We start from the raw sequence: 23,562 nt of genomic DNA on the forward strand, positions 1-23,562 counted from the left end.
CCCTCACCCCTCATCCCACAGCGGATTAGCGTCGGAATGCTTAGGAAGGAGAAGAGATGACAACCGCACTCCTATCATGCGAGCAGGCTGCCGAAATCCTCAATGTCTCCCCTGAGACGTTGCGCAAGTTCGTCAAGGCTGGTGATATCCCGTATATCCCGCGGGGCGCAGGCACGAAAAAGCCTCGACTCGGCTTCCACATCGACGACATAAACGACTTCATAAAGGCCCGGAGAACCCGCGCGTGTCCGTCTACAAGCCAAAGAACAGCCCGTATTACCACTTCGACTTCCAAGTCAGTGGTACTCGGTTTCACGGCTCTACAGAAACAGCGAACCGCCGAGAAGCTGAAAAACGAGAAGCGGTAGAGAAGGAAAAGGCCAAGGCTGCGGCTAAGGCCTCAAAGAACGCTTCTGGTGGCCCTCTGACGATCGATGTTGCCGCGGCTCGGTATTGGAACGAAGTAGGCGAGAGGCACGCCAATAGTGAAACGACGTGGGCTGATCTCGGACGACTCATAGCCTATTTCGGGCCGTCGAAGCTCATGGCTGACATCACGGACGACGATATTGCCAAGCTCGTCCAGTGGCGCCGCTCTCAGCAAGCCTGGGGCCGCGAGAAGACGAAGGACGACGAACCCATGCGCCTCGTATCGGCCGCAACGGTTAATAGGTCCACTACCCTCGTCATCAAGAAGATTTTCACCCGGGCGAAGCGGACGTGGCGATATGACTTCCCCCAGGAACCGAACTGGCGTGATCACTTCCTTCAGGAGCCGAAGGAGCGCGTCCGGGAACTGAAGTCAAATGAAAGCGCCTCTCTCGAACTCGCCACCAGATCCGACTATGAGCCGATCTTTGAATTCGTGCGCGCCACCGGCCTGCGTCTTGAGGAATGCTTGCTGGAATGGTCCGAGGTCGATTGGCAAACCGGATGGATCACCAAGACAGGAAAAGGCGGCAATCTCGTCAAGACTGCCATCACCAGCACCGTCAGAGACATTCTGCTGCCTCTGAGAGGCCATGACCCGAAATACGTCTTCACGTATCAGGCTGCCCGCAACAGGACGGGGAAATCTTCATACAAGGGAGATGGTGAGCCTAGGAAGAAGGGCGATCGATATCCGATCACCTATAGTGGGCTCAAGACGCAGTGGAAGAGGATCAGGAAGAAGGCCGGCGTTGAGGACTTCCGCTTTCATGACTTCCGCCATGACCTGGCAACGAAGCTTCTGCGGAAAACCGGGAACCTGAAAACGGTCCAGAAGGCGCTCAGTCACGCCGATATCAAGACCACCACGCGCTATGCTCACGTCCTCGATGAGGAAGTGGCTGACGCCCTCGAATCACTCTCGAAGGCCAAGCGTGCACAAAGGAAGAACAAGTGAGCCAATCTCTTCGGGACTTGTTCGGGACTATCCGTCACGAAATACCGAATCTGAGCGCGTTTCGTTCTGATTTGATGGGGAAAGAGGAAATGCCATCTGGGGGAACAGCATTGAAAATAAAGAGGAAAATGGTCGGAGCGGCGGGATTCGAACCCACGACCCCTTGACCCCCAGTCAAGTGCGCTACCGGGCTGCGCTACGCTCCGAACCGAGGAAACCCCTATATAACCAACGCTTAGAGCGCAAGCGGGAAAATGCGGCCTGGATCGAAAAAGGAACAAACGGCGTGGAAAAGTATGCTTGGGAACTGAAAGTCCGACGGACTTCCGCAAACTCATAGCATGGCGTCGCACCTGTGATGCGACTGCGGACATAGAAAGCTCCCGCCATTCGCGCGCCACTGGGTGTCTGCAAGTTCCGATGCTGCCTGACGAGGAAATCACCGACCGCCCGTCCGTCTACCGAACCTTCACCAAAACGAGATCCCGTCCCTCGAAACTTGCTGCCTAACGCAACGTGAGCTTGCCATCATGGATGATTTGAGGGACAGTTTGATACTGGCCCTTGAGGCCTGGAGCGTCTCCCCTTCTAGGAGAAAACCATGCCTCTTAAGTCCCTTATGGCCCTCACCGCGCTTGCGCTTCTCACGCTCTCCGGCTGTGCGACCTCCGGTTCGACCAACACGACCTATGCGCAGTGGACCGGCCCCTACCCGGAGCCCGACGTCTCCGCGGCGAGCCCCGGCGGCTTCCGGATCTCCTACTGACGCTTTTCAATCCTTGCTGGAATAGTCGCGCGGGCGCCCTGCGGACGGATGCGTATATGCCCCTCTTCGGCAGGAAGCCCGCAGACGGCACCATCTCGGCAATCGTGTAAAAGGTGTCTGTGGAGGCAACCGTATTCGGCAGACGTTCGGCCGTGCGGAACCGGTCTTGATAATCGCCTGCTATGGCTTTCTCAGCGCACCTGGTCGAGAAGCCGCTTGCATTCCAGGAGGTCGTAGAGCGCCTCCTGAAGCAGGGCGCGATCTTCCTTGCCAACGGACGACGATTTGCCGAGCGAGATCTCCGGCACGTCGTCGCTGTTGCCGCCGAAGGAGAAGAAACGGCGGCTCGCCGGCGCCTTGGCGCGGCCGACGATCTGATCCTCCTCGGAAAGACCAGCCTTCGGCGGTGCCGGCTCCTCGTTGCTGGAGGCTGCCAGCGCCTCGACGGTCGCGAGATCGCCGCTTGCAATCGCCGCGACGAACTTGTTGCCGTTGGTCTTCAGGAGCTTCTGCACGCCCTTGATCGTATAGCCGTGATCATAGAGCAGATGCCGGATACCCTTCAGAAGGTCGACATCCTCCGGCCGGTAGTACCGCCGGCCGCCGCCGCGCTTCATCGGCTTGATCTGCTGGAAGCGGGTTTCCCAGAAACGCAGGACATGCTGCGGCAGATCGAGATCGTCAGCGACCTCGCTGATGGTGCGAAAAGCGTCCGGGCTCTTTTCCATATCGTTCCCAATCCATGCCGTGCGACTCAGGCTCGAAAGCCGTAGTGAGCCGATACCGCGCCAATGATGGCACGAATCGGCTCCATTTCAACGGCTTATGGATGGGTTTTCAACCACATTTGTGGCTGTCGTCAGGCGTTCACGAAACGGGAGATACCGGTTTCTGCTTGGCCCTGCGGCCCAGATGCGCCTTCAGGACGCGCTGCTTCAAGACATTCGACGCCTTGAAGGTCATCACGCGCCGGGGCGAAATCGGCACTTCCTCGCCGGTTTTCGGGTTTCGCCCGATGCGTTCGTTCTTGTCGCGGACCTGGAAGGTCGCGAAAGAGGACAGCTTCACACTCTCGCCACGCACGATTGCGTTGCATATTTCGTCAATGACGGTTTCCACCAATTCGGCAGACTCTGTCCTCGACAGACCCACCTTGCGAAAAACCGACTCAGCCAAGTCCGCCCGTGTTACTGTTTTTCCGCTCATCTTCCCCCACCAACGTCTGGTACGCCGATCAGCGTCCGAAGACTATTGCCCTTGCCTTTTGCGGTCAAGCGTCTGTTGCTTAAGCAATTTCTTTACCAGCGGAGAAGCACGGAGCCCCAGGTGAAGCCGCCGCCCATGGCCTCGAGCAGGACGAGGTCGCCCTTCTTGATCCGGCCGTCGCCCGCCGCCGCATTCAACGCCAGCGGAATGGAGGCTGCGGAGGTGTTGCCATGGAGATCGACCGTGACCACAACCTTATCGAGAGGGATGCCGAGCTTCTTGGCGGAGCCGTCGATGATGCGCCGGTTGGCCTGGTGCGGCACCAGCCAATCCAGATCTTCGGCCGTCGTCCCGGTCGCCTCGAAGGCAGCCTCGATCACATCGGTGATCATGCCGACCGCGTGCTTGAAGACTTCGCGGCCTTCCATCTTCAGATGGCCGACCGTCCCAGTGGTCGAAGGGCCGCCATCCACATAGAGCTTGTCGCGATGTGCGCCGTCGGAGCGAAGCTTCGCCGTCAGCACGCCCCGGTCGGCAATGGTGCCCTCGCCTTCCTGGGCTTCCAGGATGATGGCGCCGGCGCCGTCACCGAAGAGCACGCAGGTCGTGCGGTCGTTCCAGTCGAGGATACGCGAGAAGGTCTCCGAGCCGATCACCAGCACGCGCTTAGCAAGCCCACCGCGGATATAGGCATCCGCCGTGGTAACCGCGTAGACGAAGCCCGAGCAGACCGCCTGCATGTCGAAGGCCGCGCCATGGCGCATGCCGAGGCGGTCCTGGATGTTGACAGCCGTTGCCGGAAACGTGTTGTCGGGAGTGGAGGTCGCCAGGATGATCAGGTCGATATCATCAGGGGTAAGCCCCGCATTGGCGAGCGCAGCACGCGCGGCACCTTCGCCGAGCGAAGCTGTGGTTTCGCCCTCGCCGGCGATGTAGCGCTGCCGGATGCCGGTGCGCTGCACGATCCACTCATCGGACGTATCGACCTTGGATTCCAGCTCCTGATTGGTGACCACGCGCTTCGGCAAAGCTGCGCCGAAACCGCGAACGACGGAACGGATCATCTATTCAAACCTCATCATTCATGCCGGCGGAAAGGGCCTTGGGCGGTTCGCCGCCATGGTACTTCGCCAGATCGAGCTCGATCTTCGACTTCAGGCCATTCTTCACCATGTCGTAGCCGACGTCGATCGCGGCTGCAAAACCCTCGGCATCTGCACCACCATGGCTCTTGATCACGACGCCATTGAGGCCGAGGAACACGCCGCCATTGACCTTCCTCGGGTCCATCTTCTCCCGCAGGCGGTCGAATGCGCCCTTGGCCAGGATGTAGCCGATCTTGGCAAGAAGCGTGCGCGACATCGCCGCGCGCAGATATTCGGCGATCTGGCGCGCGGTGCCTTCTGCGGCCTTCAGCGCGATGTTGCCGGAAAAACCTTCCGTGACGACGACGTCGACGGTCCCGCGACCGATGTCGTCGCCCTCGACGAAGCCGTAATAGTCGAAGCCGTCGATGTTGGCTTCACGGATCAGGCGGCCGGCTTCCTTGACCTCTTCCTGTCCCTTGATTTCCTCGACGCCGACATTCAGCAGCCCGACCATCGGCCGCTCGATCTCGAACAGCGCCCGTGCCATGGCGCCGCCCATCAGCGCGAAATCCATCAATTGCTGCGCGTCCGCGCCGATCGTCGCGCCGACATCAAGCACGATGCTCTCGCCTTTCAGCGTCGGCCAGATGGCGGCAATCGCCGGCCGTTGAATTCCCTGCATGGTGCGCAGACAGAAGACCGACATGGCCATCAGCGCGCCGGTATTGCCGGCGGAAACAACGACATCTGCCTCGCCGGCATTGATCGCGTCGATCGCTTTCCACATGCTCGACTTGCCGCGGCCTCGGCGAAGCGCCTGGCTCGGCTTCTCGTCCATGGCGACTGCAATCTCGCAGTCGTAAAAGGTGCTGTTGGCCTTCAGCTTCGGATGTTTTTCAAGGAGGCCCGCGCACTGCGCTTCGATGCCGAACAAAACGAACTTGATGTCCGGATGACGTTCAAGCGCCCTTGCGGCGCCGGGGATGACGACTTCAGGACCATAGTCGCCCCCCATCACGTCAAGTGAAATTCTGACCACGCGTGTCTTATCCTTCATTTCTGCCACACAACACGTGCCGCCGCGGCGTACTCAACGGAAACGCATTGACGAAACATATTGCTTCTGACGCTTGAGCCAAGCACGCGGCAGATCGCTTTAGCGGCTCTTCTGGCCGGTTTGGGGCCAAAATACTGCTTTTCCTTTGCGTGACAACCGAATTGTAGATGACGCTTTCGCGACCTCAGTCCTTTTTCCAGTCCTTCAGGACCGCAAAGGGGTTCGGCTTCTTGTCATCGGCAGATGTGCTCTCGATGCGCTCGCCGAACGTCACGCCGGGCTTACGGGGATAAGGCTCGATCGCGAGTGCAACCTGCTCGCTGACGACGACGCCGGCGTCGATGGTGTCGCCGATAAAGGTATCGGGAATATCGGGGCCGTCAGGGTCGAGAATCATCTCGCCACCGTCATTGCTCGCCTGGCGGGCAAGCCGCGAGCCCTCGGGCACGAAGATCGCTTCGACCGGTTCGTCGATATCGGCTTCGACCGGCTCAAGAGTGACGACACAGCTCTGCACGACGCGGGCCCTGACGTCGCCCTTGATCTTCACGCCATCCTTCTTCCAGCGCGCGATCTGCAGGTCGGCTTCGAGCGACAGAACCTCGTTGATGTTCCAAAGCGCGGCAAGCGCCTTGCGCTCGCGCTCGTTGGCGGAGAGATGCACGCTGACCGCGTTCGCCGAAATGTGCCCGACTTTCACCGGATAAGAAAAGGCCGCCTGACTTTCGTCTTTCATGATTGGATCCTTCCTCGCGCGGGCTACCTGGCACCCATCGCGAACGCAGCCGCCAACCGGCTGCCGGTGGCGACGCTCTTGTTTTCTATTACGCCCCAGCCGGCGGAATGTGCAACTGGCCGATTTCGACGGCGTCTTCCGCGACATCGACGAGCTGGGCCTCAACCGCCAGCAGATAGCCAGCAAGCGCAACCATCGAAGGCGCCGCGTCGCCGCCATCAGGATGGAAGTTGCGCCTGAGCGCTGCCGCCAGGGCCTCGACGTCCCTTGCTTCCAGCGCCGCCGCATAGGATTCGAGTCGACCGTAATACATGCCGGCCAACTTCTTCATCTTCTTCGGCACGCCGGCATCGCCGACGCCGAGCTCGCGGATCGAGTGATCCACATCCTCGAAGAAGGCATCGATGATCTCCTGGGCGATTTCCTGGCCAGGCCTTGCCGAAGCACGTGTGCGGCGGAAATAGAGGATCAGCGTCGCCGACAGCATCTCGAACCGGCCCATGACCGTGTCCGGAACATCGAGGTCGGTGTAAAGGTAGGGCTGGCGTGCCGCCGCCGTCAGCAATGCATATTGCCGCTCGACAATCGCGGTGTTGCCACTTTTTCTTTTAAACAGTCCAAAAATCATCACAAAGCTCGGGCTTGGCTTTCTCGAAATGCGCGCAAGCGCCCATGACGTTGTTGCATGACAGCCGAAGCTGGTTTACCGAAGCAGGCACGAATTGCAATGGCGGATCTGCCATCGTTTCTCCAAGGGGAGCTGTCGTTGACGAAGCGGTATTTGAGAAAAAACTTTAAGACCCTCGGCCGCGTGGCGGTCGTAGCCACCATCGCCGGTTTTACCCTTTCCGCCTGCCAGTCCGCCAATGTCGGTGAAGTTCTCCATCAGGGCTATGTGGTTGATCAGGAAACGCTAAACCTCGTTCCGGTCGGTTCCAGCCGCGAGCAGGTGCTGCTCTCGCTCGGCACGCCGTCGACGACCGCGACCTTCGACAACGAAGTGTTCTACTACATCTCGCAGACGCGCAAGCGCCCTGTCGCCTTCATGAAGCCCAAGCTGATCGACCAATCGATCCTGGCCGTCTATTTCGACAAGGAAGGCACCGTCAGCCAGCTGGCTCACTATACGCTGAAGGACGGCAAGGTCTTCGACATGCTGACACGCACGACGCCGACAGGTGGCAAGGAAACGAGCTTCCTCGGCCAGCTGCTGACGGGCCCCGGCGCCGGTCAGGCCGCGGCGCGCAGCCTGTTCAAGGACTTCGGCAACTAAGCCTCCCCATTCCAAACAAAGGCCCGCGGAACGATGTTCCGCGGGCCTTTTGTTTGCGCATCGATGCGATCAGGCGAGGACGGCCAGAAGCAAGAGCGCCACGATGTTGGTGATCTTGATCGCCGGGTTCACAGCCGGCCCGGCCGTGTCCTTATAGGGGTCGCCGACGGTGTCGCCGGTTACCGACGCCTTGTGGGCGTCGGAGCCCTTCAGATGGCGTTCGCCATTCTTGTCGACAAACCCGTCCTCGAAGCTCTTCTTGGCGTTGTCCCAGGCACCGCCGCCCGAGGTCATCGAGATCGCCACGAAGAGGCCGTTGACGATGACACCGAGCAGAGAGGCACCGAGAGCCGCGAAAGCCGAAGCCTTCGAGCCCGAGAGCAGCAGCACGCCGAAATAGACGACAATCGGCGCCAACACCGGGAGCAGCGAAGGAATGACCATTTCGCGGATCGCCGCTTTTGTCAGAAGGTCGACGGCGCGGCCATAGTCCGGCCGTTCGGTCCCCTGCATGATGCCGGGCTTTTCGCGGAACTGGCGGCGAACCTCCTCGACGATCGACCCGGCCGCACGGCCGACCGCAGTCATCGCGATACCGCCGAAGAGGTAGGGAATGAGGCCGCCGAAGATCAAACCCGCGACCACGTAAGGGTTGGAGAGATCGAAGGAGATCTGCCCGACATCGGCGAAGTACGGATACTTGTCGCCGTTGGCGGCAAAGTAGCTGAGGTCGTTCGAGTAGGCGGCGAAGAGCACCAGCGCACCGAGACCGGCCGAGCCGATCGCGTAGCCCTTGGTGACGGCCTTGGTGGTGTTGCCGACGGCGTCGAGCGCGTCGGTGGATTTACGCACTTCCGGCGGCAGATGCGACATTTCCGCGATGCCGCCGGCATTGTCGGTGACCGGACCGAAGGCGTCGAGCGCCACGATCATGCCGGCAAGGCCAAGCATGGCGGTGACGGCGATGCCAGTGCCGAAGAGGCCGGCAAGCTGGTAGGTGGCGATGATGCCGCCGACGATGACGATCGCCGGCAAAGCCGTCGATTCCAGCGAGACGGCCAGACCCTGGATCACGTTGGTGCCGTGACCGGTCACCGACGCCTGGGCGATCGAGTTGACCGGCCGCTTGTTGGTGCCGGTATAGTATTCCGTGATCACCACGATCAGGGCCGTTACGATCAGGCCGAGAATACCGCAGAGGAACAGATTCCAGCCGGTGATCTCCTTGCCGGCGACGGTGCCGATCGTGCCCCAGCCGATGGTGAAGGACGTGGCGGCGCCGAGACCGAGGATCGACAGGACACCGGTCACGATCAGGCCCCTGTAGAGCGCACCCATGATCGAGTTGTTGGACCCGAGCTTCACGAAGAAGGTGCCGACGATCGAGGTGATGATGCAAGCCGCGCAGATGGCAAGCGGATAGACCATGACGGTCGCAAGCACAGGCGTGCCGGCAAAGAAGATCGCCGCCAGAACCATGGTCGCCACGACCGAGACCGCATAGGTCTCGAACAGGTCGGCTGCCATGCCGGCGCAGTCGCCGACATTGTCGCCGACGTTGTCGGCGATGGTTGCCGGGTTGCGCGGATCATCCTCGGGAATGCCGGCTTCGACCTTGCCGACGAGGTCGCCGCCGACGTCGGCACCCTTGGTAAAGATGCCACCGCCGAGACGGGCGAAGATCGAAATCAGCGATGCGCCGAAGCCGAGCGACACCAGTGCGTCGATGACTTCGCGCGAGGCGGGCTCATGACCCAGGCCGGCCGTGAGGACGACGTAGTAGACCGAGACGCCAAGGAGCGCGAGGCCGGCCACAAGAAGGCCGGTGATCGCGCCGGATTTGAATGCGATATCGAGGCCGGAGGCGAGGCTCACGGACGCCGCCTGGGCAGTGCGGACGTTTGCCCGGACCGAAACATGCATGCCGATGAAACCCGCGGCACCCGAAAGGATCGCACCGATCAGAAAGCCGAAAGCGGCGGCGGGAGAAAGAAGAACCCAAGCGGCGATGAATACGACGACGCCGACAATGGCAATGGTCTTGTATTGACGCGTGAGATAGGCCTGCGCCCCTTCACGAATGTAGCCTGCGATTTCTTGCATGCGGGCGTTCCCCTGGTCGGCGGCAAGCACCGACTGTGTTGCCCAGATGGCATAAGCCACCGCGAGCAACCCGCATGCGATAACGCCCAATAAAATGGTCATTTCGCATTACCCTCCGTTACAACCCGCGGACTCACTCCCGGCCGCAGGCCCCTCAAAACCGCGAATCACGCACCACCTCCTCAAGCAGCACCCCTCACGGCGCGGCCAGAGTGCGGTTGCAACAGGAGATCGTCAAGCCCCGAGAAACGCCACTGGCGGCGCCTCGTTCGCTTTAGATTTCAGGGGAATGGAGCGTTAGGCGGCGGCCTTGCGCGGCGCCCGCTTCAGGAGCAGCAGGAGGATAAGGCAGACGATCGTTACCGGCCACACGACCGCGTTCAGCATGTCCCAGCCATAGGCGGTGAGCACCTTGCCCGAGGCAAACGACGACAGCGCCACCGTGGTGAACAGGATGATGTCGTGGAAGGCCTGAACCTTGTCGGCCTCCTGCGGGCGATAGCTGCTGGCAACAATCGCCGTCGAGCCGATGAAGCCGAAATTCCAGCCAAGGCCGAGCAATACGAGCGCGCCCCAGAAGTTCCAGAGCTCGATACCCATATGCGCAACCGCGGCGCAGGCCATCAGCAGAAGGAGGCCACAGCCGACAATGCGCTCGGCGCCAAAGCGGCTGATGAGCATGCCGGTGACAAAGCTCGGCGCGAACATCGCCAGCACGTGCCACTGGATGCCGAGCGTGGCGAGTTCGGTCGAGAAGCCGCAGCCGATCACCATGGCGACCGGCGCCCCGGTCATCATGAAGGTCATCAGCGCGTAGCTGGAAATGCCGCAGATCATGCCGGTGGCGAAGCGTTGGCTGCGGACAATCTCGCCGAGGGGACGGACAGACTGATCGTGGTGGGCACTCACCATTGCGCCCGGCTCGGGCAGCCGCAGCGGCGCGAAAAACAGGGCTGCAACCAGGCAAATCGGCATCAGGACGACGAAAGCCCCGGCAAAGGAAACCGGCGCGAACAGGTCGCCAGCAAAAATGACGATCTGCGGACCAAGAACGGCCGAAACGATTCCGCCGCCAAGGATCAGCGAGATTGCCTTGGGCTTGTAGAACGACGGCGAGGCGTCGGCGGCAGCGAACCGCAGCTTCTGCGTAAAGCCGTTCGACGAGCCGAGCATCGCAAGGGCGAAGGCGAAAAGCCAGAAATTCTCGCGGAAGAGCGCGACGGCGGCGAGTGCTGCCCCGGCGGCCGCTATTGCGGTCCCGCTCATGAAGGCGAAGCGGCGGCCGATCAGGCGCGACAACACCGCAACCAGCACGACGCCGAGCGCCATGCCGACGTTAAAGGAAGTGAGCGGCGCGGTGGCCAGCGACTTGTCCTCCGCCAGCATCTGGTAGCCGGCGACACCGCCGACCGAAAAGCAGATGGGCCCGACGACGCCAAGAACGGCCTGTGCGGCTGTCAGGAGGTAAACGTTGCGGCGTGTTTCGCGAAGGGTGTTCCCCATGTCCTCAGCAGCAGCCGCAACCATCGACCTTACTTCCTCGGTTCGCCGCGGACCTGCTTGGCAATGCGGTCGAGAACGGCATTGACCAGCTTGGGCTCATCATCCGAGAAGAAAGCCTTGGCGATCTCGACATACTCCGTGACGATCACCGGAACCGGCACGTCCTTGCGCTCGAGCATCTCGAATGTACCCGCGCGCAAGATGGCACGCACGGTGGAATCGAGGCGCGACAGAGCCCAGTCGTCCTGGAGTGCCGAGCCGATCAGCGGATCAAGCTTGCGCTGGTCGCGCACGACACCGGCGACAATCGACCGGAACCAGGAGGCGTCCGCCTTCAGGTAGGTGTCGCCGTCGACATCCTGTCCGAGGCGATGCGCTTCGTATTCAGCAACCACTTCCAGGACACCGGTGCCGCCGATGTCCATCTGATAGAGCGCCTGCACCGCAGCGAGGCGTGCTGCACCGCGCTGGTTGACCTGCTTCAGCGGTTGATCCGAGGGAGTTTTCGTCACTTTTCCGTGCCCAATTTCTTCTTAAGTTCAATCATGGTCAGTGCCGCACGCGCAGCAAAGCCACCCTTGTCGCCTTCCGACCGGCGGGCGCGCGCCCAGGCCTGGTCGTCGTTCTCCACCGTCAGGATACCATTGCCGATCGCAAGGCTCTCGCTGACGGCGAGGTCCATGATCGCGCGCGAAGACTCGTTCGCGACGATGTCAAAATGGTAGGTTTCGCCGCGAATGACCATGCCAAGGGCCACGAAACCATCATATTCGGTGCCGCCCTCGTCGGCGCCGTCGAGTGCCATGGCAATCGCCGGCGGGATTTCGAGCGCACCCGGAACCGTCACGATATCATAGGTGGCCCCGGCTGCGTCCAGCGCATGCTTGGCGCCGTCGAGCAATGCATCGGCCATATCGTCATAGAAACGCGCTTCCACAATCAGGATGTGGGCTGCCGTGGTCTCTGCCATGGATCACCTGTCTTTGAGAGTTCCGCGCCGGATGCGACCGGCTGAGGCGGCGGTAAAACCACGCCCGGCGCCGAATGGCAAGCAAATTCCGCCGCAGACGGCCTTTTGCCGCGTTTACAGGGCCGCAACATGCGGCCGTTGCCGCTGCAAAATGCCAATGCCGTGGGTCTTGCGCGGCCGCGTTGCTGGCTCCAAGTTCGAAGCCGTCGATATCAAGCTGGATTTTTCGTATGCCCGAAATCGGTTCGACCAACATCGTCCTGCCCATGAAACCTCTTGGCGTCGTCTTCGACATGGACGGATTGCTCTTCGACACCGAAGCGCTCTACCGCGACGCGATGATCCAGACAGCGGCAGCGCTCGGTCACAACATGCCTGTCTCCCTTTATCTCGATACGATCGGGCTTTCGGCCGAGGCGACGCGCATGTTGCTTCGCGGTCGCTTCGGCGATGCCTTCGACCTCGCTCAGTTCTGGGAGCGTACCTCGGCGCAATTTGCGACAATGGCGACGACCGAGCTGCGGCTGAAGCCTGGCGTCGTCGATCTCCTCGACCTGCTTGACGGCATGGGCCTGCCGTTTGCGATTGCCACCTCGTCACAACATCACGACGTCCAGCGCAATCTCGACCGGCACGGATTGCGCGACCGCTTCCCGACGGTCGTTGCCTATGGCGACTACGATCATGGCAAGCCGCACCCGGCCCCCTTCCTGACGGCTGCAAGTCGGCTCGGTATCGCGCCGCAGTATTGCCTCGCTCTCGAAGACAGCCACAACGGCGTGCGTTCGGCTTCGTCTGCCGGCATGATGACGGTCATGGTGCCCGATCTCCTGCCACCGACCGAAGAAATGAAAACCCTTTGCGTTGGGATCGCCAGGTGTCTTCACGAGGTCGCCACGGCGCTGATCGGCAGACGAACGTGACCGCGCAGCTCGGCGTTAAACCAACGCGCGATAGCGCCCATATGCTTTCGCCAATGGATTGCAACACTAGGATGTATTCCTGTAACCATCGTCGCTAATTTTAGCGATCGCAGGTTGACGACGGGACGAACGCGCGACACGGATAGAACGTATTAGCGTTGCCGCGACAACGGTACGCGAGGGAGGAACATGTGACCGATACGAAAAAGCCGATCGTTAATCCCAAAAACCTAGAACTCGACCACTGGACGCAAGGCACCTTTTTCGAATCCCGCGACGCCGCCTTCGGCGCGCTACTCGGCCTCAAGGATCTGGGCATCGGCTACGGTGAAGTACCGCCGGGCAAGTCCGGCTGCCCGTTCCACAATCATCACGTCGAAGAAGAACTTTTCATCATCATCGAAGGCGAAGGCACGTATCGCTTCGGCAGCGAGCGGTATCCGGTCGGCCCCGGCGACATTCTGGGCGCCCCTGCGGGTGGACCGGAAACGGCCCACCACCTGATCAACACCGGCTCGGTGCCGCTCAAGTACCTTTCCATCTCGACCAAGGCGGCCACGGAAATCTGCGAGTATCCGGACTCCGGCAAATTCCTTGCCAGGACGCGTGGTTCCGATGGCCAAAGACGCTTCCTTTTCACCGGCCGTCCGGAAAGCGATGTCGACTACTGGGACGGCGAGCCCGACGCCTGATTTCATCACAGCTTAGGATCGAATATGCATAGCGTTCCCATTATCGAGACCGACCGCCTCATCCTGCGCCCCTACCGCCGTGACGATTTCCCCGCCTATTCCGCGCTGTTCGGCGATGCCGAGGTGATCCGCTATGTCGGCGGGGTGCCGTTTACGCGCGAACAGTCCTGGACGCGATTCCTGCGCCAGGTCGGCATGTGGCACTATTTCGGCTTCGGCTTCTTTGCCATCCAGGACCGGGAGACCGGGGGTTTTCTCGGCGAGGCCGGCTTCCACGACGTGCACCGCGCCATCACGCCTTCGCTCGAAGGCACGATGGAAACCGGATGGGCATTGTCACCGAAGGCACACGGCAAGGGGCTGGCGACGGAAGCCGTCAGTGCGGCGCTCAAGTGGGCCGACCACCAGTTTCCGAAGCTGCGCAAGACCTGCATCATCGACGTCGGAAACCGCGCCTCGATCCGGGTCGCGGAGAAGCACGGCTTCAAGGAATTCTGGCGGACGACCTATCACGGCAACCACGTGATCATGTTCGAGCGCCACCAGAAGGCAGCAGCTGCGACAGGCGACCGAAGGGCTCGCGCGCACGCCGAAACATGAACAATTTTTAATTGTTTTCCCGATGCCAGCGCCATGGAAAGGGCCACATTCCGGCCCAGTTTCCTAGTCGTTGGCACGACGCGCCCTCCCCAAGAAGGGAGCAAACGCCGACCAATCAGTCGAAACAGTCCAGCGCCTTTGCTTGCGGGTGACAACGCCCGCAAACGAACCCTGCTGGCCGCCGCAATGGGCGATCCTCACCGGCCCGGAAACCCGCAAGGTTCCGCGTTCCCGTAACGGGTCGGCTTGCGCCTTGTTGCCGGCAAACAAAGGAGCATGACCATGAACCGCATAGCCAAGCTTTCCGTCATCGCTGCTCTCTCCGCCCTTTCCTTCGGCGGCGTCTCCTATGCTGCGAGCGCAGCCATGAACTGGCCGGCCGAAATCGACCACACCGTTCGCGATTTCAAGGGCGATCATTTCAACGTCGTCGACGTGGATACGCTGAAGGAATCGAGCCAGACGCGCATGTGGATCAACGAAGCGACGCCGCAACAGATTTCGTCCCTGCACGCGGCCGTCGAAGGCAACAAGCCGCTTGCAGCCAAGCTCAAGGCACAGAATGTCGAGATGAACAACATTGCCGGCGCCGAACAGGCAGCCGATGGCAGCCTGACCCTCTACGTGCGTTGAGTGTCAACACCTCCCGCAACCAGAACCGCCCCCGATTGGGGGCGGTTTGCATTCGGCAAAAGAGGAAGTCGGCTTACTCCGGCTTTGGTGCCGGGAATTCGGCGAGGCGCGCCGCATAACGCGCCATGGTGTCCACCTCGAAGTTGACGAAATCGCCGGCCTTGCGCTCACCCCAGGTCGTGACCTCCAGCGAATGGCGGATCAGGAGCACGTCGAACTCGGCGCCGGCGACCTTGTTGACCGTCAGCGACGTGCCGTCGAGCGCGACCGATCCCTTCGGCGCGACGAATTTCGCCAGATGCTCAGGCGCCCGCAGACGAAAGCGCACAGCGTCGCCTTCCGCTTCCACCGACAGAATTTCCGCCTTGTCGTCGACATGGCCGGAAACCAGGTGCCCGCCGAGCTCGTCGCCGATCTTCAGCGAGCGCTCGAGATTGATGCGCGTTCCCTTCGTCCAGCCGGCGATCGTCGTCAGGCGGAGCGCCTCTTCCCAGGCCTCGACCTCGAACCAGCGCTCGTTGCTGCCGGCTTCAGGCAAAGCCGTCACCGTCAAGCACACGCCGGAATGGGCGATCGAGGCGCCCATGTCGATGGTCTTCGGGTCGTAGCTCGTGGCGACACGCAGCTTGATGCCTTCTTTCAGCGGAGTGACGGCATCGACGGTGCCGATATCGGTAACAATGCCTGTGAACATCAGTTCTCTCTTTCGTATTCCTCGAACAGATCGTCGCCATACCGTGCCTCGGCGACGAGCCGGAAGCCTGCCGGCACGGACTTACGGTCAAATGGGGATGCAATGCCGTTTTCGCCAATGGTCCCCGGTCCGGTGTAGAGCTGGATACGGTCGACCAGATCAGCATCGAGAAAGGCGCGTGCAGCCACAGCACCACCTTCGACCATCAGCGAGGAGATACCGCGGGAAGCGAGTGCCGCAAGAAGGTCGGCGATCGAGCCGGCTTCGAGCACCTCGACACCGGCGGCCTCCAGGGCCGCCTTGCGTGCTGCTCGGCCGTCGTCAACGTCCGCATCCGCATCGCCGGATCCGTCGCTGGAGACCACGATGACGGGGACCTCCCGCGCCGTTAACACCAGTTTGGAGGAAAGCGGCAGGTCAAGCCGGCGGTCGAGAACGATGCGCAACGGCGAGCGATGTTCGAGCCCCGGCAAGCGCACAGTCAGTTCCGGATCGTCAGCCGCAGCCGTGCCGATCCCGACCAGGATCGCGTCGGTCTCCGCGCGCAGCATCTGTACCTGCCCGCGCGAAATCGGACCGGTGATGCGCACTTGCCCCTCGCCCTTGCGGCCGATCATGCCATCGGCCGAAACCGCAAGCTTGAGAGTCACATAAGGTCTCTTGCTGACCTGGCGCATGAGGTAGGCTTCAAGCGCGTGATGCCCTTCCTCGGGGAGCACACCGATATCGACGGTGATGCCAGCATCGCGCAGGCGCACGACGCCACGCCCGGCAACCCGCACGTCCGGATCGAGGATCGAAATCACCACGCGGGATATGCCGGAGGCGACAAGCGCATCGGCGCAAGGCGGCGTCTTGCCGTGATGGGAGCAAGGCTCCAGCGTCACATAGGCCGTAGCACCCCTCGCCTTCGCACCGGCCTCCGTCAGTGCCTGGGTTTCGGCATGCGGGCGGCCGCTCCGCGCGGTTACGGCCCGGCCGACGATAACGCCGTCCTTGACGATCAGGCAGGCGACGGAGGGATTGGTGGATGTCTGTCCGAGATGGTGGCGAGCCAGCCTCAGCGCCGCGGCCATGAACCTCTCGTCTTCACGGTTGGGCGCTGTCATGGCTCTATCCAGCGTAATCTACTCGCCGGGATCGCGCGCGATCTTGGCGCTGATCTCGGTGATGACCTTCTCGAAATCCTCCGCATGGGAGAAATCGCGATAGACCGAAGCGTAGCGCACGAAGGCCACGTCATCGAGGCTCTTCAGCGCTTCGAGCACCTGCAGGCCGATTTCTTCCGAAGGGATCTCGGTCTCGCCGGAGCTTTCAAGGCGACGGACGATACCGGAAACCGCCCGCTCGATGCGGTCGCGATCGACCGGACGCTTGCGCAGCGCAATCTCGAAGGACCGCAGAAGCTTGTCCCGGTCGAAAGGAACCTTCCGACCGGTTTTCTTGATGATCATCAGTTCACGCAACTGCACCCGTTCGAAGGTCGTGAAACGACCTCCGCAATCCGGACAAATCCGGCGGCGGCGAATGGCATTCCCGTCCTCTGCCGGACGGGAATCCTTCACCTGACTGTCTTCAGAACCGCAATAGGGGCAGCGCATGGGCGACCGATCACATGTAGCCGTACATCGGGAAGCGGTCGGTCAGCTTGATGACCTTGTCGCGAACGCCGGCTTCGACGGCGGCATTGCCCTCGTCGGAGTTGGCGACCTTCAGGCCGTCAAGAACCTCGACGATCCGCTCGCCGATTTCCTTGAACTCGGCTTCCTTGAAGCCACGGGTCGTGCCGGCCGGCGTGCCGAGACGGACACCCGAGGTGACGAAGGGCTTTTCAGGATCGAAAGGAATGCCGTTCTTGTTGCAGGTGATGAAGGCACGGCCAAGGGCGGCTTCCGCGCGCTTGCCGGTTGCGTTCTTCTTGCGCAGGTCGACGAGCATCAGGTGGTTGTCCGTGCCGCCCGATACGATGTCGAGGCCATTGGCCTTTAGCGTTTCGGCGAGCGTGCGGGCGTTCTTGACGACCTGAGCCGCATAGTCCTTGAACGACGGCTGCAGCGCTTCGCCGAGTGCCACGGCCTTGGCGGCGATGACGTGCATCAGCGGACCGCCCTGGAGACCCGGGAAGACGGCCGAGTTGATCTTCTTGGCGATATCTTCGTCGTTGGTCAGAATCATGCCGCCGCGCGGGCCGCGGAGCGACTTGTGCGTCGTCGTCGTTGCAACGTGGCAATGCGGGAACGGCGACGGATGCTGGCCACCGGCAACGAGACCGGCGATGTGCGCCATGTCGACCATCAGCCAGGCGCCGACTTCGTCTGCGATCTCGCGGAAGCGCTTCCAGTCCCAGATGCGCGAGTAAGCGGTGCCGCCGGCGATGATCAGCTTCGGCTTGTGCTTGCGCGCCTGCTCGGCGACGTTGTCCATGTCGAGCAGGTGATCGTCTTCACGCACGCCGTAAGAGACGACGTTGAACCACTTGCCGGACATGTTGACCGGCGAACCGTGCGTCAGGTGACCGCCCGAGTTGAGGTCGAGGCCCATGAAGGTGTCACCCGGCTGCAGGAGCGCCAGGAACACGGCCTGGTTCATCTGCGAACCGGAGTTCGGCTGAACGTTGGCGAAGTTGACGCCGAAGAGCTTCTTGGCGCGCTCGATCGCCAACTCCTCGGCGATGTCGACGAACTGGCAGCCGCCGTAGTAGCGCTTGCCCGGGTAGCCCTCGGCATATTTGTTGGTCATGATCGAGCCCTGGGCTTCGAGCACGGCGCGGGAAACGATGTTCTCGGAGGCGATCAGCTCGATCTCGTGGCGCTGGCGACCCAGCTCCTTTTCGATCGCACCGAAGATGTCCGGATCGCTGTCGGCCAGAGAGCGGGTGAAGAAGGCGTCATTCGTCTGTGCAGTCATCGGCGCGAGGCTCCTCTCAAGGGTGGCAGTTCTTTAGCTTCCTCGCACGGCGAGAGCAATATCCGCTGTGCGGTTTGCGTCATTTCCCCCATCTGCCGCGCCGAAATATCGCGGCGCTCAACCCATGAAAAAGCCGCGCTCCCAAGGGAAGCGCGGCTCGAAGAATTCCGTGTCGCAAATTCGCTTATTGCGGCAAGGCGTCCTGGTCGACCGAGCCGGGCGACTGCTCGACGCCATAGGGGGTCTGCAGCGCCAGTTCGGTGGCACCGTCGCGCTGATAGATATCGTCGCGGAACTGCACGACGCCGTCCTTGGCGGACCAGGCGGTGATGTAGGTGAAGAAAACAGGGACTTCCTCGGCGAGCGTGATCGGCGTGTTGACGCCGGTCTTGATGGTCGCCTCGATCTGCTGGCGCGACCAGCCGGGCGTTTCCTTCAGAAGCCAGGTCGAAAGGTCGCGCACGTTCTGTACGCGCACGCAGCCCGACGATTCGAAGCGCATCAGCTTGTTGAACAGGCCCTGCTGCGGCGTGTCGTGCATGTAGACCTGATGCTCGTTGTGGAAGTTGATCTTCGTCGACGACATCGCGTTGATCTTGCCCGGGTCCTGGCGGAACATCAGGTTCGGTGCCTTCTCGGCGTTCCAGTCGACGGTTTCCGGCGACACTTCGCCGCCGCTGCCATCAAACAGGCGGATCGAGTTGCGCGCCAGATAGGTCGGATCCTTACGCATCAGCGGCATGATATCCTTCTGGATGATCGAACGCGGCGCGGTCCAGTAGGGGTTGAGGATGACCTCGTAAATCTTCGAGTTGAGGATCGGCGACTGGCGGTCGATCTTGCCGACGATCGCCGTGTGGCGCAGCGCCACGCGGCCGTTCTCGACCGCTTCGATGTAGGCCGCAGGGATGTTGACCATCACGTAGCGGCGGCCGAGGTCGCCGGACATCGACTGCAGGCGCACGAGGTTGGTCTGGAGCTGGCCGAGGCGGGTGTTGGCGTCGACGTTGATCGCCTTCAGCGTGTATTCGCCGATGACGCCGTCCGCCGGCAGGCCGTGGCGGGCCTGAAAGCGCTTGACCGCGCCTTCGACGTAGCTGTCGAAGGACGAGGAGATGCCGGCCGAACGCGGCAGGTCGCCGGAAACCATCAGGCGCTGGCGGAGCTGCTGCACGGACGGGTCGGTGACGCCGAGTTCAAGCTTGACGCTGGTCTGGACCGACGGCCAGCCGCCCTGGGACACGATGTTCTGATAGTCGAAGATCGCCTGCTGCACATGGGCGATCGTTTCCGGGCCGAAAACCGGCGTGTTCGAAACGACCGTCGTCGCGGTGCGCGATGCCCCTTTCGCGTCAAACTGGTCATCCCAGGAGCCACGGCGAGGCGAATTGATGATCTCGTTCAGGGCGTCCTGTGCGCTTGCCGCGCCGGCGACTGCCACGGCGCCGAAGGTCGCTGCCGAGCGCAAGAAGGCGCGGCGCGAGAATGCATCAATTCCATTCTTTTTCGACATAATCCTACCATCCCAATGCGTCGGCACGCGCCCTATGCGCTGACACGCACGTTGCCGGAGCCCTAACACGATCGTGGTTAACAAAGGTCAACCAACGAGCCACCCTGCCCTCACATGTCTTCACGATGCCGCGAGTGAGGACCCTCATCCGGCAGGCGAAACGCGAAACGAATCCACACGCAAGAAAACACGTGGGCGCACCTACCGCATGCCGTCGTCGCTGTCATAGCAATATGGCCAATTCGTGTCTCGGCGCGAGCGAACGGCGACATGGCATGCCTTTTGCCTTTCGCCGGACGCGACGGGGTTGCAGCCGAACCGAGAACGGCAACATTATGATTTACTAATGTTTTTGGTTTGAAAAATCGCGCGAACGCGAGGAAAGCGTGCCGCAGCGGTGCAGCTTTTCGGCAACAGAACGGGCTGCCGCAAATGGCAAAGGTCGGACACGCAGGGATTGCGCCCGACCCTTGAACTGGAGGTTTTGGCCTGATTACAGGCGATACATGATCGAGTCGTTCCAGAAGCGATCGAGGCGCTGCAGGAGCTTATTCATCTGGGTGAACTCGTCCGAGCCGATGCCGCCGACCTTCTGGATCGAGCCGACGTGGCGCTCGTAGAGCTTGGCAACGGTTTCGGCGATTTCCTGGCCGTCTTCCGTCAGGCTAATGCGGACCGAGCGGCGGTCGACGCGGGAGCGCTGGTGGTTGATCAGGCCGAGATCGACGAGCTTCTTGACGTTGTAGGAGACGTTCGAGCCGAGGTAGTAGCCGCGGGAGCGAAGTTCGCCGGCGGTCAGTTCCGAGTTGCCGATGTTGAAGAGCAACAGGGCCTGAACGGCGTTGACGTCGCTGCGACCTTCGCGGTCGAACTCGTCCTTGATGACGTCGAGCAGGCGGCGGTGCAGACGCTCGACGAGGTGAAGGGATTCCATATAGAGACCGCGGATGGTTTCTTCCTGGGGGTCTCGGGGCTGAACTGCCTGCGGCTTCATCTTGGTGTTCATTTGACTGCCTCACTGTTTTGTTTGGCGGTGTCTGTTTGTCTTCCCGCCTTGAGTGAGACCCTATCGAATACGTCTAAAATTCTACTTAAACCGCAGCCTTAACAAGAGCTTGCCATTTGGCGACCCTGTCTCAGGGTGAATCAACCCTTACCTGCCTGGCGAGCCGCCAGCGCTGGTAGAAGATCGCCGCGCGGAAAAGAACGAAGGTAACGGCAACCGCCGCATGCAGCACGACCAGCAGCGGACGGCCGCCGAAACTGGCCGGATAGAACTCGTACATCACGATCTCGATGGCTGCCGCAACCACCCAGACGACCGGCCCCCAGGAGACCAGCAGCCACAGGCCGAGGGCGGCGACCGGATAGATGACGGCGAGTGCGGTTGCGGCCGCCCGCCACTCCGGCGTCAGGAGATCGAAGCGTCCGGCGCCGCCATGGGAAAACCCGATCAGCATGGCCCAGTAGTTCAGCGCGAACCAGATGCATGAAGCGGAGACCAGACGCAGAAAGAGACCGAAGAGGATCTCGGTCAGCGACGGTTTCGGCACATGGGCAGAATCATGAAGCATGGCCGGGAAGATAGGGCGGGTCTTTGCCATCCGCCAGCGGCATCGCGCCGTCCCCTCCCCATGACTCCTTTTAAAGAGAAGAAATGCCGCAGCCCGTTCGCCGGCCGCGCGGTTCCCAATGGCGGCCAGCCCATGATAAAGCGCTTGGCTATCGACGATTTTCACGGGAAAGGCGCGGCGCGATGAACAACAGGACAAATCTTGTGGACAGGGTCACCGGCCATCGCCGCATGCGCCGCAACCGCAAGGCCGACTGGACGCGCCGGCTGGTGCAGGAAAACCGCCTGACCGTCGACGACCTGATCTGGCCGATCTTCATCGTGCCGGGCGAGAACATCGTCCAGCCGATCGACGCGATGCCGGGCGTCAACCGCATGAGCATCGACAAGGCCGTGGAAGCGGTGAAGGAAGCGGCCGATCTCGGCATCCCGGCGATCGCCACCTTCCCCAACATCGACCTGTCGCTGCGCGACGATACCGGCTCCAACAGTCTTGCCGCCGACAACCTGATCAACCAGGCGACGCGCGCCTTCAAGAAAGCCGTGCCCGAGATCGGCGTCATCACCGACGTCGCGCTCGACCCCTTCACCAGCCACGGCCATGACGGCATCCTGCGCAATGGCGAGATCGTCAACGACGAGACGGTCGAGACGATCGCAAGGGCGGCCATCGCCCAGGCGGACGCCGGCTCCGATATCATCGCCCCCTCCGACATGATGGACGGACGCATCGGCGCCATCCGCCAGGCACTCGACGCTCACGGCCACCAGAATGTCGGCATCATGTCCTACGCGACGAAGTTCGCCTCCGGCTTCTACGGTCCCTATCGCGAGGCGATCGGCACCGGCGGCCTTTTGAAGGGCGACAAGAAGACCTATTACATCGACCCGGCCAACGGCACCGAAGCGATCCGCGACGCAGCCCTCGACGTCGAGGAAGGCGCCGACATGCTGATGGTGAAGCCAGGTCTGCCCTATCTCGATATCTGCTGGCGGATGAAGGAAGCCTTCGGCCTGCCGGTCTTTGCCTATCAGGTGTCCGGCGAGTATTCGCAGGTGAAGGCGGCGGCTGCCAACGGCTGGATCGATGGCGAGAAGGTGATGCTCGAAACGCTGCTCGCCTTCAAGCGCGCCGGCTGCGACGGCATCCTCAGCTACTTCGCGGTCGAAGTGGCCCGCATTCTCGCCAAAGGCCGCTGAAACGTACCGCTTGATCCCGGCTCCGATCCTTGTTTTGCAGGGAATGCCATCCCATATCCTTGCTGCAACCAAACGAGGCTTTTGACCGATGACCATGCACAACGAAGAACTGAGGCTGCCGAGCAATGACTGGCGCGCCTATCAGGGCGTGCTGTCGCGACGCGTCTTTGCCTTTCTGCTCGATTACGCGATCATCGCGCTCCTCTGGATCCCCGCGGCGGTCGTCGTCTTCTTCCTCGGCCTCCTGACGCTCGGCCTCGGCTTCATGCTTTATCCGGCGCTCTTTGCGATCGTCGCCATGCTCTATTTCGGACTGACGGTCGGTGGCCGCGAACAGGCCTCTCCCGGTATGCGCTTGATGGGCCTGGCGATCGCTCGAACTGATGGACGCCCGATGGACTTCCTGACGGCGATCGTCCACCTCGTCATCTTCTGGATCGCCAACGCGCTGCTGACGCCGCTGATCCTGCTGATCGGCCTTTTCACCGACCGCAGCCGCCTGCTGCACGACCTGCTGATCGGTACCGTCACGGTGCGCCGCGACATGTATTGAAACCGGCGCAGGCATAGAGCTGAAAGCGTAAGGCGGTGTTTTCCGCCTTACCGCCGCCACCTATTGTGGTCACCACTAAAATATCGGCCGGCGCAGGCGGAAGCGGCAAACGAGTGAGTTGACGTTTTCCATTCTTGCGCCATGCTACTGTCATGAACCACAGCGCGAAGAGTGACCTCCGCACT

The 23,562-nt window shown here is 61.6% G+C and carries 26 protein-coding genes, 1 tRNA gene and 1 pseudogene; 10 read left to right on the forward strand and 18 right to left on the reverse strand.

What is annotated here, in order from left to right; genetic code table 11:
- Positions 1–56 precede the first annotated feature (56 nt).
- A pseudogene (locus OVA00_RS40045) lies at positions 57–221 on the forward strand (helix-turn-helix domain-containing protein); the annotation flags it as partial.
- A 23-nt stretch (positions 222–244) separates the two neighbouring features.
- Positions 245–1,387, forward strand: a complete 1,143-nt coding sequence (locus tag OVA00_RS12635; protein WP_268089076.1) for a tyrosine-type recombinase/integrase — start codon at positions 245–247, stop codon at positions 1,385–1,387.
- A 129-nt stretch (positions 1,388–1,516) separates the two neighbouring features.
- On the opposite strand, the gene OVA00_RS12640 is transcribed toward OVA00_RS12635, so the two are convergent.
- Positions 1,517–1,593: transfer RNA gene (locus OVA00_RS12640), tRNA-Pro, on the reverse strand.
- A gap of 395 nt (positions 1,594–1,988) precedes the next feature.
- On the opposite strand from OVA00_RS12640, the gene OVA00_RS12645 reads away from it, so the two are divergent.
- Positions 1,989–2,153 (forward strand): hypothetical protein, encoded by a 165-nt coding sequence (locus OVA00_RS12645; RefSeq protein ID WP_089043959.1) that lies wholly within the window; start codon positions 1,989–1,991, stop codon positions 2,151–2,153.
- A 191-nt stretch (positions 2,154–2,344) separates the two neighbouring features.
- Here OVA00_RS12645 and OVA00_RS12650 read toward each other — a convergent pair whose 3' ends face one another.
- The 6 genes from OVA00_RS12650 to OVA00_RS12675 form a co-directional block, all read right to left on the reverse strand.
- Positions 2,345–2,881, reverse strand: coding sequence for a MerR family transcriptional regulator (locus tag OVA00_RS12650; protein WP_060580887.1), 537 nt, complete (start codon positions 2,879–2,881; stop codon positions 2,345–2,347).
- Between the two features lie 139 nt (positions 2,882–3,020).
- Positions 3,021–3,359: an integration host factor subunit alpha gene (locus OVA00_RS12655; protein ID WP_034803721.1), complete on the reverse strand. Its 339-nt coding sequence runs from the start codon at positions 3,357–3,359 to the stop codon at positions 3,021–3,023.
- 92 nt (positions 3,360–3,451) lie between these two features.
- Complete coding sequence (locus OVA00_RS12660; RefSeq protein WP_034803724.1) at positions 3,452–4,423, reverse strand: beta-ketoacyl-ACP synthase III; 972 nt, start codon at positions 4,421–4,423, stop codon at positions 3,452–3,454.
- Between the two features lie 4 nt (positions 4,424–4,427).
- The gene (gene plsX, locus OVA00_RS12665) at positions 4,428–5,486 is read right to left on the reverse strand and encodes a phosphate acyltransferase PlsX (protein ID WP_034804255.1); all 1,059 of its coding nucleotides are present in this window, start codon (positions 5,484–5,486) and stop codon (positions 4,428–4,430) included.
- A 202-nt stretch (positions 5,487–5,688) separates the two neighbouring features.
- Positions 5,689–6,240 carry a YceD family protein gene (locus tag OVA00_RS12670; RefSeq protein WP_034803727.1) on the reverse strand — a complete coding sequence of 184 codons (552 nt, stop codon included), beginning with the start codon at positions 6,238–6,240 and terminating at the stop codon, positions 5,689–5,691.
- An 88-nt stretch (positions 6,241–6,328) separates the two neighbouring features.
- On the reverse strand, positions 6,329–6,868 hold the full coding sequence (locus OVA00_RS12675) for a ubiquinol-cytochrome C chaperone family protein (RefSeq protein ID WP_034803730.1): 540 nt from the start codon (positions 6,866–6,868) through the stop codon (positions 6,329–6,331).
- Positions 6,869–7,006: 138 nt separating this feature from the next.
- On the opposite strand from OVA00_RS12675, the gene OVA00_RS12680 reads away from it, so the two are divergent.
- Positions 7,007–7,513, forward strand: coding sequence for an outer membrane protein assembly factor BamE (locus tag OVA00_RS12680; protein WP_034804258.1), 507 nt, complete (start codon positions 7,007–7,009; stop codon positions 7,511–7,513).
- Positions 7,514–7,582: 69 nt separating this feature from the next.
- Here the strand turns inward: OVA00_RS12680 and OVA00_RS12685 are convergent, their stop codons facing one another.
- The 4 genes from OVA00_RS12685 to ribH form a co-directional block, all read right to left on the reverse strand.
- Positions 7,583–9,718, reverse strand: a complete 2,136-nt coding sequence (locus tag OVA00_RS12685; RefSeq protein WP_060522169.1) for a sodium-translocating pyrophosphatase — start codon at positions 9,716–9,718, stop codon at positions 7,583–7,585.
- Positions 9,719–9,913: 195 nt separating this feature from the next.
- Positions 9,914–11,143 carry an MFS transporter gene (locus OVA00_RS12690; protein ID WP_442780501.1) on the reverse strand — a complete coding sequence of 410 codons (1,230 nt, stop codon included), beginning with the start codon at positions 11,141–11,143 and terminating at the stop codon, positions 9,914–9,916.
- A gap of 5 nt (positions 11,144–11,148) precedes the next feature.
- Positions 11,149–11,631, reverse strand: coding sequence for a transcription antitermination factor NusB (nusB, locus tag OVA00_RS12695; protein WP_034803740.1), 483 nt, complete (start codon positions 11,629–11,631; stop codon positions 11,149–11,151).
- A complete protein-coding gene (gene ribH / locus OVA00_RS12700) occupies positions 11,628–12,089 on the reverse strand; it encodes a 6,7-dimethyl-8-ribityllumazine synthase (protein WP_034803742.1) in 462 nt (153 codons plus the stop codon). Before ribH ends, nusB begins: the two co-directional genes overlap by 4 nt.
- 230 nt (positions 12,090–12,319) lie before the next feature.
- Between ribH and OVA00_RS12705 the strand changes: the two genes are divergently transcribed.
- The 4 genes from OVA00_RS12705 (at position 12,320) to OVA00_RS12720 (ending at position 14,937) form a co-directional block, all read left to right on the forward strand.
- Positions 12,320–13,012, forward strand: a complete 693-nt coding sequence (locus OVA00_RS12705; RefSeq protein ID WP_210338593.1) for an HAD family hydrolase — start codon at positions 12,320–12,322, stop codon at positions 13,010–13,012.
- 191 nt (positions 13,013–13,203) lie between these two features.
- Positions 13,204–13,704 carry a cupin domain-containing protein gene (locus tag OVA00_RS12710; RefSeq protein WP_268089078.1) on the forward strand — a complete coding sequence of 167 codons (501 nt, stop codon included), beginning with the start codon at positions 13,204–13,206 and terminating at the stop codon, positions 13,702–13,704.
- Between the two features lie 24 nt (positions 13,705–13,728).
- The gene (locus OVA00_RS12715) at positions 13,729–14,304 is read left to right on the forward strand and encodes a GNAT family N-acetyltransferase (RefSeq protein WP_051659660.1); all 576 of its coding nucleotides are present in this window, start codon (positions 13,729–13,731) and stop codon (positions 14,302–14,304) included.
- Between the two features lie 282 nt (positions 14,305–14,586).
- Positions 14,587–14,937, forward strand: coding sequence for a hypothetical protein (locus OVA00_RS12720; RefSeq protein WP_034803749.1), 351 nt, complete (start codon positions 14,587–14,589; stop codon positions 14,935–14,937).
- Between the two features lie 73 nt (positions 14,938–15,010).
- Here the strand turns inward: OVA00_RS12720 and OVA00_RS12725 are convergent, their stop codons facing one another.
- The 7 genes from OVA00_RS12725 to OVA00_RS12755 form a co-directional block, all read right to left on the reverse strand.
- Positions 15,011–15,631, reverse strand: coding sequence for a riboflavin synthase (locus tag OVA00_RS12725; protein WP_060522164.1), 621 nt, complete (start codon positions 15,629–15,631; stop codon positions 15,011–15,013).
- Complete coding sequence (gene ribD / locus OVA00_RS12730; protein WP_268089079.1) at positions 15,631–16,740, reverse strand: bifunctional diaminohydroxyphosphoribosylaminopyrimidine deaminase/5-amino-6-(5-phosphoribosylamino)uracil reductase RibD; 1,110 nt, start codon at positions 16,738–16,740, stop codon at positions 15,631–15,633. Before ribD ends, OVA00_RS12725 begins: the two co-directional genes overlap by 1 nt.
- An 18-nt stretch (positions 16,741–16,758) precedes the next feature.
- Complete coding sequence (gene nrdR / locus OVA00_RS12735) at positions 16,759–17,232, reverse strand: transcriptional regulator NrdR (RefSeq protein WP_034803756.1); 474 nt, start codon at positions 17,230–17,232, stop codon at positions 16,759–16,761.
- Positions 17,233–17,242: 10 nt separating this feature from the next.
- A complete protein-coding gene (gene glyA / locus OVA00_RS12740) occupies positions 17,243–18,538 on the reverse strand; it encodes a serine hydroxymethyltransferase (protein WP_034803759.1) in 1,296 nt (431 codons plus the stop codon).
- A gap of 184 nt (positions 18,539–18,722) precedes the next feature.
- The gene (locus OVA00_RS12745) at positions 18,723–20,051 is read right to left on the reverse strand and encodes a L,D-transpeptidase family protein (RefSeq protein WP_034803761.1); all 1,329 of its coding nucleotides are present in this window, start codon (positions 20,049–20,051) and stop codon (positions 18,723–18,725) included.
- A 493-nt stretch (positions 20,052–20,544) separates the two neighbouring features.
- The gene (ldtR, locus tag OVA00_RS12750) at positions 20,545–21,057 is read right to left on the reverse strand and encodes a transcriptional regulator LdtR (protein WP_034803764.1); all 513 of its coding nucleotides are present in this window, start codon (positions 21,055–21,057) and stop codon (positions 20,545–20,547) included.
- Positions 21,058–21,187: 130 nt separating this feature from the next.
- A complete protein-coding gene (locus OVA00_RS12755) occupies positions 21,188–21,625 on the reverse strand; it encodes a DUF6163 family protein (protein ID WP_034803767.1) in 438 nt (145 codons plus the stop codon).
- A gap of 182 nt (positions 21,626–21,807) precedes the next feature.
- Here OVA00_RS12755 and hemB point away from each other — a divergent pair, with 182 nt between their 5' ends.
- Together hemB and OVA00_RS12765 are read left to right on the forward strand one after the other, a co-directional pair.
- Positions 21,808–22,824, forward strand: a complete 1,017-nt coding sequence (gene hemB, locus OVA00_RS12760) for a porphobilinogen synthase (RefSeq protein ID WP_268089081.1) — start codon at positions 21,808–21,810, stop codon at positions 22,822–22,824.
- 88 nt (positions 22,825–22,912) lie between these two features.
- Positions 22,913–23,377, forward strand: coding sequence for an RDD family protein (locus OVA00_RS12765; protein WP_268089082.1), 465 nt, complete (start codon positions 22,913–22,915; stop codon positions 23,375–23,377).
- The last annotated feature ends 185 nt before the right edge of the window (positions 23,378–23,562 follow it).

The sequence above is a fragment of the Ensifer sp. SL37 genome (assembly GCF_026672675.1).
Lineage (GTDB): Bacteria > Pseudomonadota > Alphaproteobacteria > Rhizobiales > Rhizobiaceae > Ensifer > Ensifer adhaerens.

Coding starts and splice junctions, on each gene's coding strand:
- OVA00_RS12765 (WP_268089082.1), top strand. CDS start 22,913: ATGACCATGCACAACGAAGAACTGAGGCTGCCGAGCAATGACTGGCGC.
- OVA00_RS12720 (WP_034803749.1), top strand. CDS start 14,587: ATGAACCGCATAGCCAAGCTTTCCGTCATCGCTGCTCTCTCCGCCCTT.
- OVA00_RS12645 (WP_089043959.1), top strand. CDS start 1,989: ATGCCTCTTAAGTCCCTTATGGCCCTCACCGCGCTTGCGCTTCTCACG.
- OVA00_RS12675 (WP_034803730.1), bottom strand. CDS start 6,868: ATGATTTTTGGACTGTTTAAAAGAAAAAGTGGCAACACCGCGATTGTC.
- OVA00_RS12655 (WP_034803721.1), bottom strand. CDS start 3,359: ATGAGCGGAAAAACAGTAACACGGGCGGACTTGGCTGAGTCGGTTTTT.
- ribD (WP_268089079.1), bottom strand. CDS start 16,740: ATGACAGCGCCCAACCGTGAAGACGAGAGGTTCATGGCCGCGGCGCTG.
- OVA00_RS12685 (WP_060522169.1), bottom strand. CDS start 9,718: ATGACCATTTTATTGGGCGTTATCGCATGCGGGTTGCTCGCGGTGGCT.
- ribH (WP_034803742.1), bottom strand. CDS start 12,089: ATGGCAGAGACCACGGCAGCCCACATCCTGATTGTGGAAGCGCGTTTC.
- OVA00_RS12690 (WP_442780501.1), bottom strand. CDS start 11,143: ATGGTTGCGGCTGCTGCTGAGGACATGGGGAACACCCTTCGCGAAACA.
- OVA00_RS12660 (WP_034803724.1), bottom strand. CDS start 4,423: ATGATCCGTTCCGTCGTTCGCGGTTTCGGCGCAGCTTTGCCGAAGCGC.
- OVA00_RS12725 (WP_060522164.1), bottom strand. CDS start 15,631: ATGTTCACAGGCATTGTTACCGATATCGGCACCGTCGATGCCGTCACT.
- OVA00_RS12745 (WP_034803761.1), bottom strand. CDS start 20,051: ATGTCGAAAAAGAATGGAATTGATGCATTCTCGCGCCGCGCCTTCTTG.
- OVA00_RS12705 (WP_210338593.1), top strand. CDS start 12,320: ATGCCCGAAATCGGTTCGACCAACATCGTCCTGCCCATGAAACCTCTT.
- hemB (WP_268089081.1), top strand. CDS start 21,808: ATGAACAACAGGACAAATCTTGTGGACAGGGTCACCGGCCATCGCCGC.
- nrdR (WP_034803756.1), bottom strand. CDS start 17,232: ATGCGCTGCCCCTATTGCGGTTCTGAAGACAGTCAGGTGAAGGATTCC.
- OVA00_RS12755 (WP_034803767.1), bottom strand. CDS start 21,625: ATGCTTCATGATTCTGCCCATGTGCCGAAACCGTCGCTGACCGAGATC.
- glyA (WP_034803759.1), bottom strand. CDS start 18,538: ATGACTGCACAGACGAATGACGCCTTCTTCACCCGCTCTCTGGCCGAC.
- OVA00_RS12715 (WP_051659660.1), top strand. CDS start 13,729: ATGCATAGCGTTCCCATTATCGAGACCGACCGCCTCATCCTGCGCCCC.
- OVA00_RS12670 (WP_034803727.1), bottom strand. CDS start 6,240: ATGAAAGACGAAAGTCAGGCGGCCTTTTCTTATCCGGTGAAAGTCGGG.
- OVA00_RS12650 (WP_060580887.1), bottom strand. CDS start 2,881: ATGGAAAAGAGCCCGGACGCTTTTCGCACCATCAGCGAGGTCGCTGAC.
- ldtR (WP_034803764.1), bottom strand. CDS start 21,057: ATGAACACCAAGATGAAGCCGCAGGCAGTTCAGCCCCGAGACCCCCAG.